This is a genomic window from Rhizobium sp. LjRoot98 (genome assembly GCF_964252935.1).
Lineage (GTDB): Bacteria > Pseudomonadota > Alphaproteobacteria > Rhizobiales > Rhizobiaceae > Pararhizobium.
Map to the genome: position 1 here is coordinate 40,053 of NZ_CAXUPW020000003.1, position 16,208 is coordinate 56,260.

Below are 16,208 nucleotides of genomic sequence, written 5' to 3' on the forward strand. Positions count from 1 at the left end.
CGTGACGGACGCGGTCTCCAACGTCTTCACCATTCCGCCCGGCCTTCCCTTCCTGAAGACCGTTGTCGAGAAGCTGTGTTCCGGCGAACTGGTTCCGGGTTTCCGCTACGACACGGCCGACCCGCTGTCGCTTGCTGGCGTCACCATTTTCGTGCCGACCCGGCGCTCGGCCCGCGTGCTGCGCTCTGAACTGGTGGATTGCCTTGGTGGGCGCTCGGCGATCCTGCCAATGATCCGGGCGCTCGGCGAAACCGATGATGACAGTGGCTTCTTCGATGCCGAAATCCCGGCGATCCTCGATCTCGCACCACCCTTGCCCAACATTGCGCGGCTTATCGAGCTCGGCTGTCTCATTCTTGCCTGGCGAAACCAGCTGCCGAAGGCCGTGCTCGACGTGCACGCGGAAAGTCCGCTGATCGCTCCGGCAAGCCCTGCCGATGCCATCTGGCTGGCCCGCAATCTCTCCGAAATCATCGACGCGATGGAGACGGAAGAGCTGGATTGGAACGCGCTCGACAAGCTCGATGACGCTGACCATGCACTCTGGTGGCAGCTGACGCTGGCATTCCTGAAAATTGCCAGCACCTATTGGCCAGCACGGCTGGAGGAACTGAAACAGTCCTCTCCCGCCCGCCACCGCAACGCCATCCTTGAGGCCGAAGCCTTGCGGATCGCGAACGGCAAGGTCACCGGTCCGATTATTATTGCCGGCTCCACCGGCTCGATCCCGGCAACCGCCAAGCTGATCGCGGCGGTCCAGAAACTTCCCAATGGCACCATCGTCCTTCCCGGCCTCGACCAGACGATGAGCGACGCCGAGTGGATGATGATCGCGCCAGAAACCGGGACGCTGACCGGCAGGCCGGATTCGGCCAGCCGCAGCCATCCGCAATACGGATTCTTCCGCCTGCTGAAGCTCATGGAGGTTTCGCGTCAGGACGTTTCGGTTCTTGGCAACTCGGAGCCTGATCTCGATTACCGGGCTGAGCTGATCTCCCATGCCCTTTTGCCGGTGCAGGCGACCAGCGGCTGGACGGCTCTACGCGGTGATATCGATCCCATTCAGCTAACCGCTGCGTTCTCCGATGCGGCGCTGATCGAAACGACCAATGAGCGTGAGGAGGCAACGGCTATCGCAATAGCCTTGCGGCTTGCGCTGCATGGCAACGATGACAGCCAGGCGGCGCTGATCACGCCAGACCGCGATCTGGCCCGTCGCGTGGCCACTGAGCTGATGCGCTTCGGGATCGAGGCCGACGATTCCGCCGGCACGCCGCTCTCGTCCACCGGACCAGGCAGCCTGACCCGTCTGCTGCTTGAAGCAGCGTTGCGGCCGGGCGACCCGGTATCGATTGTGGCACTCCTCAAACATCCGCTCGCCCGTTTCGGCCTCTCGGCCGAGGCGATGAACGCTGCCGCCACGACGCTGGAGCTGATGGCGCTGCGCGGCGGCACTGGCAGCGCCGATATTTCGGAGCTGGAAACCCTTCTCGATCAGACGCTGCAGCACGAAATCGGCAAGAAACACCTGCCGGAATGGCGCGGCCAGATCGATGACGCGGCCATCGAACAGGCCCGCGATCTTGCCCGGCGCATTGCCGCGGCAGCCGAGCCGTTGGCGGGGACCCTAGTGCGCCATCACAGAAGCGGCAGGGGGCTGACGGCAGCCTTGCCGCTGTCGCAATGGGCCGAAAAAACCGGGGTTGCTCTCGAAGCCGTTGCCGTCGATGAACAGGGCAGTCTCGCCGGGCTGTGGTCAGGTGAAGCCGGCGAAGCACTGGCAACACAGTTGCGCTCCGTCATCGAGACAGAAGGCCAGCTGACGGCAGACGGGCCGCAATGGGGCGATATTGTCGAGGCCTTGTCGGCAAGCGAATCGATCAAGCCGCGCTCGATGCGTCATCCGCGTGTGTTCATTTTCGGCGCACTCGAATCCCGCCTTCAAAGCGTCGATCTGGTCGTTCTCGGCGGCATGAACGAAGGCACCTGGCCCGGCCAGACGGCAAACGATCCCTTCCTGTCACGCACCATGAAAACATCAATGGGGCTTGAACCGCCGGAACGGCGGATTGGCCAGCTGGCCCACGATTTCCAGATGGCTTGCGGCACGCGCAAGCTCATTCTGACCCGCGCCATGCGCAAGGGTGCCACCCCGACCGTCGCCTCCCGCTGGCTGCAGCGGCTTCTGGCGGTCGGCGGCAAGCCGTTTGCGGCAACGCTTCGGGACAACGGGCGGGATTATCAGCAATGGGCCGGAATGCTCGATCAGGGTGTGACCCAGCCGCTGGCCAAACGGCCGGAACCGAAACCATCGCCAGAGCACCAGCCGCGCAGCTATTCCTTCAGCGAAGTGAGCCGGCTACGGCGCGACCCCTATGCCGTCTATGCGCGGCGCATCCTGCACCTGCAGCCGATTGATCCATTCAACCGCGATCCGGGTGCCGCCGAACGCGGCACGCTGTATCACAAGATCGTCGAGCGGTTCGTGCGTGCGAAGCTGGATGCCGCATCGCCACAAGCGCAAGAGGAAATGAGCCGGATTCTTGACGCGGCTTTTAACGAGCAGGCCCTGCCCGCTCATATCGACATCGTCTGGCGGCCGCGCTTTGCCGCCGTCGGCAAGGCCTTTATCGACTGGGAAATCAGCCGCCAGGCCGATATCCGGAACAGTTTTACCGAACTCTACGCATCGATGGAGCTTGGCGTGTCCGGCATCAAGCTGACCGGCATTGCTGACCGCATCGATATTCTCGGCGATGGCAGCGCTGTCATCATCGATTACAAGACTGGATCAAATCCCTCGACCAACGAGGCTCGCGCCTTGCTGGATCCACAGCTGGCGCTGGAAGCCGCAGCGCTCAAGGCCGGTGCCTTCCAGAAGACCGGGGCAAAGCATCCGCAATCACTGCTTTACGTCCGCCTGAAACCCGGCGAACGATTTGCCGTTCAGGAGGTCAACAACGAGCATGCCAAGGAGCGCGCCAATGTCGAGAACAAGTCGGCCGAGCAATTGGCCGAGGATTCGCTGAAGGAGCTGACCGGGCTTCTGGCTGCCCTGATGAGCGGCAAATATGGCTTCGCCTCCCGCCTGATCGTCCAGAAGGAGCGCGATTACGGCGGCGAATACGACCATCTGGCCCGCGTTGCCGAATGGGCAACGGCGGAAGGCGAGGATGACAGCAATGACGGATGACGATTTCGGCCCGCTCGAGCCGACGCCGCAGGCCTGGCTCGACTGGACCTCAGCCAAACAAGCGCTCGCTTCCGACCCCGCCCGCTCCGCCTGGGTGTCGGCCAATGCCGGCTCGGGCAAGACGCATGTGCTGACGCAGCGGGTTATCCGGCTTCTGCTCTCCGGCTGCCGGCCTTCGGCGATCCTCTGCCTGACCTATACCAAGGCGGCGGCGTCGGAAATGTCGAACCGGGTATTCGAACGGCTGGCCGAATGGGTGACACTGGATGATGACGCCCTGGACGACAGGATCGCAGCGATCGAGGGCGAGCGGCCCGATCTTCTGAAACGCCAGGAAGCCCGCCGCCTGTTTGCGCGGGCGCTCGAAACACCCGGCGGCCTGAAAATCCAGACGATCCACGCTTTCTGCGAAGCCCTGCTGCATCAATTTCCGCTGGAAGCGAATGTCGCCGGTCATTTTTCCGTTCTGGACGACCGCGCTTCTGCGACATTGTTGGCCGATGCACGGCGGGCGCTGCTGACGGCTACCGCAAGCGAGGACGACCACGAGTTGACCGAGGCCTTTGCCACGGTGCTCGATCTTGCCGATGACACCGGGCTGGAAAAACTGCTGTCGGCGATCGTTGCGCAACGCACGCCGATCCAACTGTTTCTCGATGATGCCGCCAGCAAGGGCGGCATCGATCCGGCGCTTCGCCTGGCTCTGGGGCTCGAACCCGATGAAACAACGCAAACAGCAATAGCCGGCTTCTGGCCGTTGAAGGGACTGAACGGCGCGGCGCTAGAGCGTTACATCGGCATTGCACTCTCAAGCGGTGGCACCAAGGTTACGGATTTTGCCGATGGCCTGCGCGCAGCCGCCAAGCTCGTCGAGCCGCTGCAACGCTATAACGCGCTGAAGGACCTGTTCTTCACCAAGTCCGGAAAACCGAGGGCCGATTCGACGTTCCTGTCCAAGGGAATACGCGACAAGGCGCCGGATCTGGAGGGCATTGTCAATGCTGCCCGCGATCATGTCATCGCTGCCATAGACAGGCTCAACCTGATTGCGATGTTCGACGCAACCAAGGCCGCGCTGGTGCTCGCCGACCGGCTGAACAACGACTATGAGGACATCAAGAAAAGCCGCAGCCAGCTGGATTTCGATGACCTGATCAACCGCACGGCGACGCTTCTGTCACGCGGTGATGTCAGCCGCTGGATCCACTACAAGCTCGACCAAGGCATCGATCATATCCTCGTCGATGAGGCGCAGGATACCAGCCCTGTACAATGGACGATCATCCAGTCGCTCGCCGAGGACTTCTTCTCCGGCGAAACGGCGCGCGGCGGCAACCGGACGATGTTTGCCGTCGGCGACGAGAAGCAGTCGATCTACTCGTTCCAGGGCGCCCGGCCCGAACGGTTTTCCAATGAGAGCATCGAGACCGAGCGGCGGGTTCGCGATGGCGGCAAGATCTTCAGCCCGATCCGGCTGCAGCTCTCCTTCCGCTCGACCGAAGATGTGCTCTCAGCCGTCGATACCGTGTTTGAAAATCCGGTCCATGCCCGTGGCCTCAGCGCCCGCAATGATGCCGTGGTGCACGCGTCCAACCGCATCGGCCATCCCGGTCTCGTTGAGGTCTGGGAAGCAATCGCGCCGGCCGACAGCATTCAGGAAGACGACTGGACAGCAGCCTTCGACGCAACGCCCGAAGATGCACCGGCCAATATTCTGGCGCAGCGCATTGCCGCTGTGCTTGCCGACTGGATCGGCCGGGAAACGGTGATCGAGAAAGGCGTCAAACGGCCGATGCAACCGGGCGATGTCATCGTTCTCGTGCGCAAGCGCGACGCGTTCGTCAATGCGCTGACCCGTGCTCTGAAGACCCGGCAGAACATTCCCGTTGCCGGTGCCGACCGGTTGGTGCTGACCAACCACATCGCGGTGCAGGACCTGATGGCGCTCGGCCGTTTCGTTCTTCTGCCACAGGATGACCTGTCGCTGGCTGCCCTGTTGAAAAGCCCGCTGTTCAACCTTGGCGAAGACGATATCGCCGCGTTGGCCGTGGGAAGGTTGCCATCCGTCAGTGTCTGGAAAAGCCTTCTGGATTCCGGCGCCGACGAGGCGAGCGGTTATCATCCCGCCCTGCAGAAGCTGCAGCGCTACAGGGCTCTATCGCGCACCCTGCCCGTTCATGATTTTTACGCCCAGATTCTGGGTCAGGACGGTGGACGCGCCGCCTACCTTGGACGGCTGGGCAGTGAGGTCAGCGATATCCTCGACGAGTTCCTGACCTTTGCCCTCGACCACGAAAAGAACGGCCTTCCCGGCCTGCAGGCGTTCATTTCCGGCCTGGAAATGGAAGCGCCGACGGTCAAGCGCGAGCAGGACAAGGAGCGCAACGAAGTCCGCATCATGACGGTCCACGCCGCCAAAGGCCTGGAAGCGCCGGTCGTCTTTCTGGTCGATGGCGGCGGCAAGGCCTTTAATTCACAGCATGTCTCTGGCCTCAGGATGATCAAGCAGGGCGATCACGCCATGCCGCTGCCGGTCTGGCGCCCGCCGGGCGCCACATCGAATGCGCTGGTGGATGCGGACACCGACCGGCTGAAAACAGCGGCCGAGGAAGAATACCGCCGGCTGCTCTATGTCGGCATGACGCGCGCCGCCGACCGGCTGATCGTCTGTGGCTATCAGGGCAAACGCGCCAATCCCGAAAGCTGGCATGCCATGGTTACCGCCAGCCTTTCCGCCGATGAGCGCGGCCGCAGTGCACCAATGACATTTGCCGCCAGCGATCAGGAGTGGACCGGTTATCGCTGGCAGGTTTCCGCGTCCGGCCGGGACCTGCAAATGCAGGAACAGGACGGGGAAACCGTTGAGGTTCAACGCGTCGGCCTGCCGCCGGCGCTGTTGCAGCCGTTGCCGCCGCAAAAGCATCTGCCCCGGCCCCTCAGTCCTTCCGGCGCAGGTGCGGTGATCGATGAGGAGGATAGCGGAGCTGTCGTCGGCTCAGCCCTGTTCTCGCAAAAGCCCGGCGCCGATACGTCACTACTGCGCGGAGCGATCCTGCACCGGTTCCTGCAGGTGCTGCCGTCGATCGCACCGGAAGAACGGCGGGCAGCAGCGGAACGTTACCTGCTTCGCTCGGTGCCGCGCTGGTCCGCCCCGCAACGGCAAGCATTGACCGAATCGGTGTTGAGGGTGATCGATCACCCGGAACTCGCCGAACTGTTTTCCGAAGGCAGCCGGGCGGAGGTGTCTGTCATGGGCACACTCAAACTCGGCGCCAGGGACTTTGCGGTGTCGGGCCGGATCGACCGGCTGGCAGTATCGGCAAACACCATCATCATTGCTGATTTCAAGACCAATCGCGAGATTCCCGCCTCCGCTGAAGCCATCCCTTTCGTTTACCGCGCCCAGCTGGCCATTTATCGCGCGCTGCTGCAGCCGCTCTATCCTGATCACAACATTCAATGTGCTCTGATTTATACCGGAGGTCCCACCGTTCTCGCGCTGCCGGAGGCGATGCTGGACAGGAGTCTTGTGGACCTCGCGACAAAGTGAGATAGGAATGGGATTGAAAAGCTGACGCTCAACCATCACATGATGGGTAACCGTTCGAAGAACGCCGATTTCGAAACCAAGGAGCAGCCTATGGCTACCGTAAAAGTCGATACTTCCAATTTTCAGGACGAAGTCCTGAACTCCGTCGAGCCTGTCATCGTTGATTTCTGGGCCGAATGGTGCGGCCCGTGCAAGATGATCGCTCCGAGCCTGGAAGAAATTTCTGTTGAATTGGCCGGTAAGGTCAAGGTTGCCAAGGTCAACATCGACGAGAACCCGGAAATCGCCGCCCAGTATGGCGTTCGCTCGATCCCGACACTTGCCATGTTCAAGGCCGGCGAAGTTGCCGACATCAAGGTTGGCGCCGCACCGAAGACAGCCCTGACCTCGTGGATTTCCAACGCTGCTGCGTAAGTGAAATTCCAAGTGGAATCAAAAAGCCCGGGAAACCGGGCTTTTTTCGTTTATCAGATCATTCAGCGCCGGTTGCAGGTTCCAGCAATGGAACGTGTGGTGCGGCGGTTTTCGGCAGCAGGCCTGTCAGACGCGGATCATCGTGGACCTCGACCATCAGCTTGTAAGGCTTGAAGCCGGAGCGCTGATAGAAGCCGACGGCGGCCGGATGATCGAACGTGCAGGTGTGCAGCCAGAACCGATTTATTGGATGCGCCCAGGCCTTGGTAATCGCCTGGTTCATCAGAAGGCGTCCCGTACCCTTGCCGATCGCATCTTTGATCACGCCGAAATAGACCACTTCGCATTCGCCGGACACGCGGAAATCGAGTTCGAGCAGGCCGACATCACGGCCACCGTCGCGTAACGAATAGGTCTCCATTGACGGATTGGCGAGAATGCCGCGCACGTCCTCATCGCTGACATCAAGCATCGAGCCCCATAGCCAATCCTCGCCGACCTCGCGAAACAGCCGCCGGTAGATATCCAGATTCTCAGGGCCGAGGCGCATCAGCGTCAGTGGCAGTTCCGGCAAATCAGCCATTTCCGCCGGACGCTGACGCATCTCCAGAAATGTCACCACATTGGCAACCTTGCCGGCCGGCACAGGCGAATAGCCCTCTGGCAGTTCAGGATTCTTGTCGCGCATTCATCTTCTCTGTTCAAAAATTCAGAATGGTGGCGCCGCCGCTTTATTTCGGCGGTGTACCATTGTCGGCCAGAACATCGCCAACCAGATAGAGCGAGCCACCGATCAGGATACGCGGCGCGACCGGATCGTCATCGAACATTGCCGTGATCGCGGCCAGCGCCTCGGCAACCGAAGACATAGCTCCGGCTTCAAATCCGGCCGATGCTGCATCATCGGCGAGCGCCACCGGGTCAATGCCCGCATCGGAACCGCGAATCGGCACGGTAAACACCTGTTCGGCGAGCCCCTTGAAGGCCTGGAAATACCCGGCCGGATCCTTTGTATTGATCATGCCGATAATCATGAACAGCGGCCTCGGGTCTCGCTCTTCCAGATTGGCCATGGTTTCGGCGATAACCTGACCGGCGCCGGGATTGTGCCCGCCATCAACCCAGATTTCCGACCCTTCCGGCGCCAGACGCGCCAGATTGCCTTCTGTCAAGCGCTGCAGGCGGCCAGGCCATTCAACAGTGGTCAAACCTTTATCGATGACAGTATCGGAGATATCGAACCCGGCAGCTTTCACTGCCCGGATGGCGGCAGCCGCATTGGCGTATTGATGGCGCCCGGGCAGACGCGGTACCGGCAGGTCGGCCAGACCGAATTCATCCTGATAGACCAGACGTCCGAATTCCTCATGGGCCATAAAGTCCTGCCCATAGACCGAGAGGGGGCATTTCAGCCGTTCGGCAATCGAGATCAGAACATCCCGCGCGGTGTCTTCTTCCTGATGACCGATCACCACCGGGCAGCCGCGCTTCATGATCCCGGCCTTTTCGGCAGCAATCAATTCGACGCGATCGCCGAGGTAGGCCTGATGATCGAGCGAGATCGGCATGATCACGGAAACGGCCGGCGCCTTGATGACATTGGTCGCATCGAAACGTCCGCCGAGGCCAACTTCGATGATGACGACGTCGGCCGGATGCTCCGCAAACAATACGAAGGTGACGGCTGTGAGAATTTCGAAAACGGTGATTTTTTGCCCGGCATTGGCTTCGCCGACACGGCGAACGGCATCGGCCAAGACGGCATCGCTGACCAGCGCGCCGCGTTCGCCTTTTTTGCCGAGACGATAACGCTCGTGCCAATTGACCAGATGCGGCGATGTATGGACGTGGACGCTGAGGCCGGCGGCCTCAAGGATGGCGCGGGAAAAGGCCGTGACCGACCCCTTGCCATTGGTGCCGGCAACATGAATGACCGGCGGTAGCCTGTCCTGCGGATTGCCAAGCACATCGAGAAGCCGGGTGATCCGGTCAAGCGAAAGATCGAAGCCCTTCGGATGAAGCGCCAGCAGCTTGTCGATTTCCTGCCCCGCTTCAGAGACCTGTACCGCCGTCATCACCGCTCCTCCAACTGCCGCTGGAGCGCCGGGCGCGCATTCAAGCGCGCTCAAGACGCGCCAATCTCAAATGATTTAAATAGCTTGCGGGCGACCGGTCAATCCCGACCGCCCTACGCGTGGCAACTCAGGCGCTGGCTGCCATTGGAATGGCGGCAAGCGCTGCACTGCCGTTGAGCTTTGCAGCATCCACCGGCTTCTTCGTCAGGATTTTCAGCACGCGAGCCAGCGTGTCTGGAATATCGTGACGCTTGACCACCATGTCGATCATGCCGTGTTCCATCAGGTATTCCGAGGTCTGGAAACCTTCCGGCAGCTTTTCGCGAATGGTCTGCTCGATGACGCGCTTGCCGGCAAAGCAGATTTCAGCACCCGGCTCGGCCAGATGCAGATCGCCCAGCATGGCATAGGATGCCGTGACGCCACCCGTGGTCGGGTTTGTCAGCACGACGATATAGGGGAGGCCTGCTTCCTTGAGCATCTGCACCGCAACGGTCGTGCGCGGCAGCTGCATCAGCGAAAGGATGCCTTCCTGCATGCGGGCGCCGCCCGAAGCCGGGAAGATCACCAGCGGGCACTTTTCAGCGATGGCCTTTTCGAATGCCTTGACGATCGCTTCCCCGGCAGCCATGCCGAGCGAGCCGCCCATGAAGTTGAATTCGTGCACGACGCCAACCAGCTTGACGCCGCGGCAGCGGCCAACACCGGCGACGATCGTGTCTTCCAGATCAGTCTTGATCCGGCTGTCACGCAGGCGATCGACATATTTCTTCGAATCGCGGAACTTCAGCGGGTCCTGCGCCACCTTCGGCTGCGGCAGGGCCTCGTAGACGCCATCATCGAACAGGTCCTTCAACCGCGCCTTGGCCGGCATCTTCATATGGAAGCCAGAGGCGGGGATGACCCACTTGTTTTCCTCGAGATCGCGGTGAAACACCATCTCGCCGGTTTCCGGGCATTTGATCCAGAGATTTTCCGGAACTTCCCGGCGGCCGAGCATCGAGTTGATCTTCGGTCGAACGTAATTTGTGATCCAGTTCAAATCCAAACTCCTGAATAGTCAAAACCGGTCGTGGCCCAGAATATGGGCATTTATTCGGCCGCGACAAGTTTCGCGGAACGAACGCCGGCTGCGAGGCCACGAACCAGCGTTTCCACGCCTGGCACCGTTGCCCCTGTTGAGTGTCCGTCCTCGGTCAGGCTGGACGCCACCTGGTTGACGATGGCGGTGCCAACAACAACACCATCCGCCGACGCGCCAATGGCGCGGGCATGTTCAGCCGTCTTGACGCCAAAGCCGACACAGACCGGAAGTTTCGTGTGCCCCTTGATCCGCTGCACGGCACCGCCGATGAGGGCGGGATCCGGCAGAGCCGAGCCGGTGATACCGTTCATCGAGACATAATAGACGAAACCGGAGGTATTTTCGAGAACCTTCGGCAACCGCTTGTCGTCGGTGGTCGGTGTTGCCAGGCGAATGAAGTTGATATCCTTCTTCAACGCCGGGATGCACAGCTCGTCATCCATTTCCGGCGGCAGGTCGACGACGATCAGGCCGTCGATACCCGCTTCCAGCGCATCGTCGAGAAAACGGTCGACGCCGTGGATATAGATCGGGTTGTAGTACCCCATCAGAACGATCGGCGTGTCCTGGTCGTCGGCGCGGAAACGGCGGGCGATTTCCAGCGTCTTGACCAGCGTCTGGCCGCCCTTCAGGGCGCGCTGACCGGCCAGCTGGATTGCCGGGCCGTCGGCCATCGGATCAGAAAAGGGCATGCCGAGCTCGATAATATCGGAACCGGCCGACGGCAGCGCCTTCATGATCGCCAGCGACGTCTCGAAATCCGGATCGCCTGCCATGAAATAGGTGACCAGCGCCGGCCGGCCTTCGGCTGCCAGATCGGCAAATCGTTTGTCCATGCGTGCGGTCATGCTGTTACAGCCCCATTCCAAGCAGTTTTCCGACGGTGAAGATATCCTTGTCGCCGCGGCCGGAGAGGTTCATCAGGATGATCTCGTCCTTGCGCATTTTGGGCGCGCGCTTGATCACTTCGGCGATCGCGTGGCTCGGCTCCAACGCTGGAATGATGCCTTCGAGGCGCGTCAGCGTCTGGAAGGCTTCCAATGCCTCGTGGTCCATGATCGGCACATATTCGACGCGGCCGATATCGGCGAGCCAGGAATGTTCCGGGCCGATGCCGGGATAATCGAGGCCGGCCGAAATCGAATGGCCTTCCTTGATCTGCCCGTCGCTGTCCTGCAGCAGATAGGTGCGATTGCCATGCAGCACGCCCGGCGATCCGGCCGTGATCGATGCGCAATGCTCGTCGCCTTCCAGCCCCTTGCCACCAGCCTCGACGCCAACGATCTTGACAGATTCATCGTCCAGGAACGGATGGAAGATGCCGATCGCATTCGATCCGCCACCGACAGCCGCGACAACCAGATCCGGCAGGCGGCCTTCGGCTTCCAGCATCTGCGCGCGGGCCTCCGTGCCGATCACGGCCTGGAAATCGCGCACCATTTCCGGATAGGGATGCGGGCCAGCTGCCGTGCCGATCAGATAATAGGTGTCGTCGACATTGGTGACCCAGTCGCGCAGCGCCTCGTTCATCGCGTCCTTCAACGTGCCGGAACCAGCCGTCACCGGCTTGACCTCAGCGCCGAGCAGCTTCATGCGGAAGACGTTCGGCGCCTGACGCTCGACATCGGTGGCGCCCATATAGACGACGCAAGGAAGACCGAAGCGAGCAGCAACAGTGGCGGAGGCCACGCCATGCTGGCCTGCACCGGTTTCGGCAATGATGCGGGTCTTGCCCATGCGCTTGGCGAGCAGGATCTGGCCGATGCAATTGTTGATCTTGTGCGAACCGGTATGGTTGAGCTCTTCGCGCTTGAAGTAGATCTTGGCGCCGCCAAGCTCGGCCGTCAGGCGCTCAGCGAAATAAAGTGGACTGGGGCGGCCGATATAATGGGCGCCGAGATGTTTCAGCTCAGCCTGAAATTCCGGATCGGTTTTCGCCTTGTTCCACTCGTCCTGCAGGTCGAGGATCAAGGGCATCAGGGTTTCGGCAACGAAACGGCCGCCGAAAATGCCGAAGCGGCCATCCTCGTCGGGTCCGGTCTTGAACGAATTCAGGTTTGGCGTCTCGTTCACTTGCTTCTCCCTGCCGATGCTCCGGCCATATCCGCTTCCGCGCGGGCGATGGCATCGAAAAATTCTTCCATGCGGCCCAGATCCTTGACACCCGGCGCGCTTTCGACACCGGAGGACGTATCAATGGCCTTAGCGCCGGTCAAAGCCAGGGCTTCACCGATATTCTCCGCGTTCAAGCCACCGGAAAGCATGTAATCGACGCTTGCGTCAAGCGTATCGAGAAGCTTCCAGTCGAAAGACACACCGTTGCCACCCGGCAGATCGGAGCCTTTCGGCGGCTTGGCGTCGAACAGAAAGCGATCGGCAATCCCTATATAGGGTTCGATCCGCTTCAGATCATCAGCGTCGCGAATGGACAGCGCCTTGATGACCGGCAATCCGTAGACCGCCTTGACGTTCAGGACACGCTCGGGGCTTTCGTTGCCGTGAAGCTGGAGAATGTCCGGCGACAGCGCCGAGACGATTTCGTCTAGATCGTCATTATCCGCATCGACGGTGACCGCGACGATCTTCGCCTTGCCTCGAATGCGCTCAGCTAGCCGGCCGGCATCATCAGGCTCGATATTACGCGGGCTCTTCGGAAAGAAGATGAAACCCGTGTAGCCCGCACCGAGCGCCACGGCCCGATCCACGGCCTCTTCAGTCTTCAGTCCGCAAATTTTGACTTCCGTTTTCATGCACAGCGAACTGACATGAAATTCCGTCGGAGTCGAGCGCAAAACACGGCAAAAGGCGGCGTGAACGGGCTTCCACCATTGCATATGCAGGATGGTGGACCCATATCGCGTTTGACGATCACGGAGACCATCATGCGCCTTCTGCTTGCCCTCATCCTGCCCTGGCTTCAGTTTTTCACCATCGGCCGGCCGATTGCCGGCATTGTCTGCCTGATTCTGCAGATTACGCTGATCGGCTGGATTCCAGCCGCGATCTGGTCGGTCTATGCGCTCAGCCAGTACAAGACCGACGAGAAGATCAGGGAAGCGCTGGGCAGCCAGTACCGGCGCTAAGGCCACACGGGCTCAATCGAAGTCGATTGCATGCAGCATCGTGCCATTGCGCTTCAGCCAGCGCTTGGCATCGTCCATCGCCGGGCAAAGCTCTTCACACAAATCCCAGAAGTCCGGCCCATGGTTCATCTCGCGCAGATGCGAGACTTCATGGGCGGCGAGATAGTCGATCACTTTCGGCGGCGCCATGACGATGCGCCAGGAAAAGCTCAGGGCACCATCGGCGGCGCAGGAGCCCCAGCGGCTACGGGTATCCTTGAAGCTCAGCGATTTCACCTTGCGGCCGACCATCCGGGCATAAACCGACACCAGACGCTCCAGATCCTTGCGGGCTTCCTTCTTCAGGAAATCCGCAATCCGGCGGCGTAGGTGCTCCTCGGCACCGCTGACGAGCAAAACCGGTTCGTCATCAATGGTTACGGCTTCCGTCAATCCGCGCAGCTTGCCAGTCCGCTCGATCCGGTGGGCAACGCCGCGCAACAGAATAGTGCCCCCCTCTTCCAGAACACTCTCGCCGGAAAACCGGGCAAGCTTGGTCATCAGCCATCCCTGATGGCGATCGAGAAAAGCGTTGATCTCGCGCTCAGGCAATCCGGCCGGAATGGTCATCTTCAAGGCGCGGCCACCCGGTTCGATACGCAAGGTCATCCGTGTTGCCCGCGCATTCTGGCGAATGGTCAACGGCATCACCTTGCCGGCAACGTCAATCGTCCGCGTCACCGGTGGCGGCGGGGATTTGGGCTGACGCGGCTTTCGAAGCAGGGAGAACATGAGTGTCTTGATAACCGATTCGTTTGAAGGACGCATGATCCTGAACAAGCAAGACCGCATAGAAAAGAAAAACCGGCACCTTTGCGGATGCCGGTTTTGTTTGTTTTGCGGATGACCCGATCAATTGGCCGGGAAGCCCGGGACCGAGCCTGAACCGCCGGAATTGCGATCGCGCATGAAGCGGTCGAACTCTTCCTGATCCTTGGCGCGGCGAAGTTCGCGGGCGTAGTCGTCGAACTGTTCGCGCATTTCGTCGAGCTTGCGGCGTTCCTCGTCAAGGCGGGCGAGCTCGGCATCGCGCCAGTCGTCGAAGGCGACATTGCCGGTGCCGAAGTTCGGACGGCCATAACGCTGGCTTTTGCGCTTGAAGGACGAGCAGAAGCCATCGACGCTGTTGTTGGCATCCCTCTTGAAGCCCTTCAGCCGTTCGCCGAACAGGATATAGGCAAGCATGGCAAGCCCAAGCGGCCAGAAAATCACGAAACCGAGCACCATCATGGCAATGGTCGCTGGCGTCCAGTCAGGACGGATCAATGCAGATTGGTTCATGTTCAGAAGTCCTCGCTAAAAGTGGGCCTCTCCTTGGGCCCGCTTATTACGAGATGGGAAGAGGCCCAGCGGTGTACAAGACAATTGTCCGCAAAATCCGGCAAGCCTCTGATATCCATCCATGAAATCGATATGCTATGCGCTCAGGCGGTTTTGCCGCCCTTGATGACCCGGCGTACCGGCTTGGCGCTGCGGGCATGTTCGCGTTGGAACGCGGCGATGCGCGGTGCGATTTCGCGGCGGAAACGCGAACCGTTGAAAACACCATAATGGCCAACATCCGGCTGCATGTAGTGCAGGCGCATACTGTCGGGGATATTGGTACAGATCGTCTGCGCCGCCTGCGTCTGGCCAACGCCGGAAATATCGTCGTTCTCGCCTTCGACCGTCAAAAGGGCCACTTTCCGGATCGCCGTCGTATCCACCCGCTGGCCCCGATGCATCATCTCGCCCTTCGGCAGCGCATGGCGCATGAAGACGGTTTCGACGGTCTGCAGGTAGAATTCCGCCGTCAGATCCATCACCGCCATATATTCATCATAGAAATCGCGGTGCTTTTCGGCAGCGTCGCCGTCGTTCTTGACGAGATGTTCGAAGAAATCCTTGGTGGCTGTCAGGTGGCGGTCGAGGTTCATCGACATGAAGCCGGACAACTGCAGGAAGCCCGGATAGACCGGACGCATGAAACCCGCCTGCGGAAACGGCACCGGCATCACCACATTATCGCGGAACCACTTGAGTGGCTTGTCCTTGGCGAGCTGATTGACTGCTGTCGGGTTGATGCGCGTATCGATCGGCCCACCCATCAGCGTCATCGAAGACGGCGACAGCGGATCGTCATTGGCTTCCATCAAAGCAACTGCCGCCAGCACCGGCACCGCCGGCTGACAGACGGCGATAACATGGGTGTCAGGCCCAAGGAAATGCAGCATCTGGATGACGTAGTCGATGTAATCGTCGAGATCGAACGTCCCTTCGGTCAACGGCACCGTGCGGGCATCGATCCAGTCGGTGATGTAGATATCCGACTGCGGCAACAGCGCTTCGACGGTACCGCGCAGCAGCGTGGCGTAGTGGCCGGACATCGGCGCGACGATCAGAACCTTGGGATCGGATGCCCGGCCCTTCGGTAACGCGCGCTGGAAATGGATAAGATTACAGAACGGCTCGCGCCAGATGATCCGTTCCCGCACCGCAACCGGGACTCCATCGACAACGGTTTCGGGCAGGCCGAACTCCGGCTTGCCGTAGCGGCGCGTTGTGCGTTCGAAGACTTCGAGACCGGCAGCGGCCGCCCTGCCCATATAGGTATGTGAAATAGGATTGAGCGGATTGGCATAGGCCAGCCGCATGGCGTCGGCCGCAGCGCGCCAGGGGGCCATCATTGCATGGTTCAATTCGTAAAGCTGGTAGAACATTGGAAGCGTTCTCCTTGTTACCGTAAACGACAACGCCGCTCCCAACCGGACGCAACCTTGCAATTCTTCTT

At 60.7% G+C, this 16,208-nt stretch carries 13 protein-coding genes; 4 read left to right on the forward strand and 9 right to left on the reverse strand.

Translation table 11 applies throughout. The features are described from left to right. Window position 1: 1 nt before the first annotated feature. From addB to trxA, 3 genes are all read left to right on the forward strand, one after another. The gene (gene addB, locus ACSQ3J_RS12130) at window positions 2-3,193 is read left to right on the forward strand and encodes a double-strand break repair protein AddB (RefSeq protein WP_436039253.1); all 3,192 of its coding nucleotides are present in this window, start codon (window positions 2-4) and stop codon (window positions 3,191-3,193) included. After that, window positions 3,183-6,743 carry a double-strand break repair helicase AddA gene (gene addA, locus ACSQ3J_RS12135; protein WP_060502828.1) on the forward strand — a complete coding sequence of 1,187 codons (3,561 nt, stop codon included), beginning with the start codon at window positions 3,183-3,185 and terminating at the stop codon, window positions 6,741-6,743. The genes addB and addA overlap by 11 nt, the downstream gene beginning before the upstream one ends. Window positions 6,744-6,833: 90 nt before the next feature. After that, a complete protein-coding gene (gene trxA / locus ACSQ3J_RS12140) occupies window positions 6,834-7,157 on the forward strand; it encodes a thioredoxin (protein WP_037097525.1) in 324 nt (107 codons plus the stop codon). A 58-nt stretch (window positions 7,158-7,215) separates the two neighbouring features. Here the strand turns inward: trxA and ACSQ3J_RS12145 are convergent, their stop codons facing one another. The 6 genes from ACSQ3J_RS12145 to ACSQ3J_RS12170 form a co-directional block, all read right to left on the reverse strand. Further along, window positions 7,216-7,845 (reverse strand): GNAT family N-acetyltransferase, encoded by a 630-nt coding sequence (locus tag ACSQ3J_RS12145; RefSeq protein WP_060502481.1) that lies wholly within the window; start codon window positions 7,843-7,845, stop codon window positions 7,216-7,218. A 43-nt stretch (window positions 7,846-7,888) separates the two neighbouring features. Beyond that, entirely contained in the window at window positions 7,889-9,232 is a 1,344-nt protein-coding gene (locus tag ACSQ3J_RS12150) for a bifunctional folylpolyglutamate synthase/dihydrofolate synthase (RefSeq protein WP_060502482.1), read from the reverse strand. Window positions 9,233-9,359: 127 nt separating this feature from the next. Further along, window positions 9,360-10,274 carry an acetyl-CoA carboxylase, carboxyltransferase subunit beta gene (gene accD, locus ACSQ3J_RS12155; protein WP_060502483.1) on the reverse strand — a complete coding sequence of 305 codons (915 nt, stop codon included), beginning with the start codon at window positions 10,272-10,274 and terminating at the stop codon, window positions 9,360-9,362. A gap of 50 nt (window positions 10,275-10,324) precedes the next feature. Beyond that, on the reverse strand, window positions 10,325-11,164 hold the full coding sequence (gene trpA, locus ACSQ3J_RS12160; protein WP_060502484.1) for a tryptophan synthase subunit alpha: 840 nt from the start codon (window positions 11,162-11,164) through the stop codon (window positions 10,325-10,327). Window positions 11,165-11,168: 4 nt separating this feature from the next. After that, complete coding sequence (gene trpB, locus ACSQ3J_RS12165) at window positions 11,169-12,389, reverse strand: tryptophan synthase subunit beta (protein ID WP_060502485.1); 1,221 nt, start codon at window positions 12,387-12,389, stop codon at window positions 11,169-11,171. After that, a complete protein-coding gene (locus tag ACSQ3J_RS12170) occupies window positions 12,386-13,066 on the reverse strand; it encodes a phosphoribosylanthranilate isomerase (protein WP_060502829.1) in 681 nt (226 codons plus the stop codon). Before ACSQ3J_RS12170 ends, trpB begins: the two co-directional genes overlap by 4 nt. Window positions 13,067-13,198: 132 nt before the next feature. Between ACSQ3J_RS12170 and ACSQ3J_RS12175 the strand changes: the two genes are divergently transcribed. Continuing rightward, entirely contained in the window at window positions 13,199-13,399 is a 201-nt protein-coding gene (locus ACSQ3J_RS12175) for a YqaE/Pmp3 family membrane protein (protein ID WP_060502830.1), read from the forward strand. Between the two features lie 12 nt (window positions 13,400-13,411). Here the strand turns inward: ACSQ3J_RS12175 and ACSQ3J_RS12180 are convergent, their stop codons facing one another. The 3 genes from ACSQ3J_RS12180 to phaZ form a co-directional block, all read right to left on the reverse strand. Next, window positions 13,412-14,170 carry a M48 family metallopeptidase gene (locus tag ACSQ3J_RS12180; RefSeq protein WP_060502831.1) on the reverse strand — a complete coding sequence of 253 codons (759 nt, stop codon included), beginning with the start codon at window positions 14,168-14,170 and terminating at the stop codon, window positions 13,412-13,414. Between the two features lie 120 nt (window positions 14,171-14,290). Beyond that, window positions 14,291-14,719, reverse strand: coding sequence for a DUF2852 domain-containing protein (locus ACSQ3J_RS12185; protein ID WP_060502486.1), 429 nt, complete (start codon window positions 14,717-14,719; stop codon window positions 14,291-14,293). 143 nt (window positions 14,720-14,862) lie between these two features. Further along, window positions 14,863-16,137: a polyhydroxyalkanoate depolymerase gene (gene phaZ, locus ACSQ3J_RS12190; protein WP_060502487.1), complete on the reverse strand. Its 1,275-nt coding sequence runs from the start codon at window positions 16,135-16,137 to the stop codon at window positions 14,863-14,865. Window positions 16,138-16,208 lie beyond the last annotated feature (71 nt).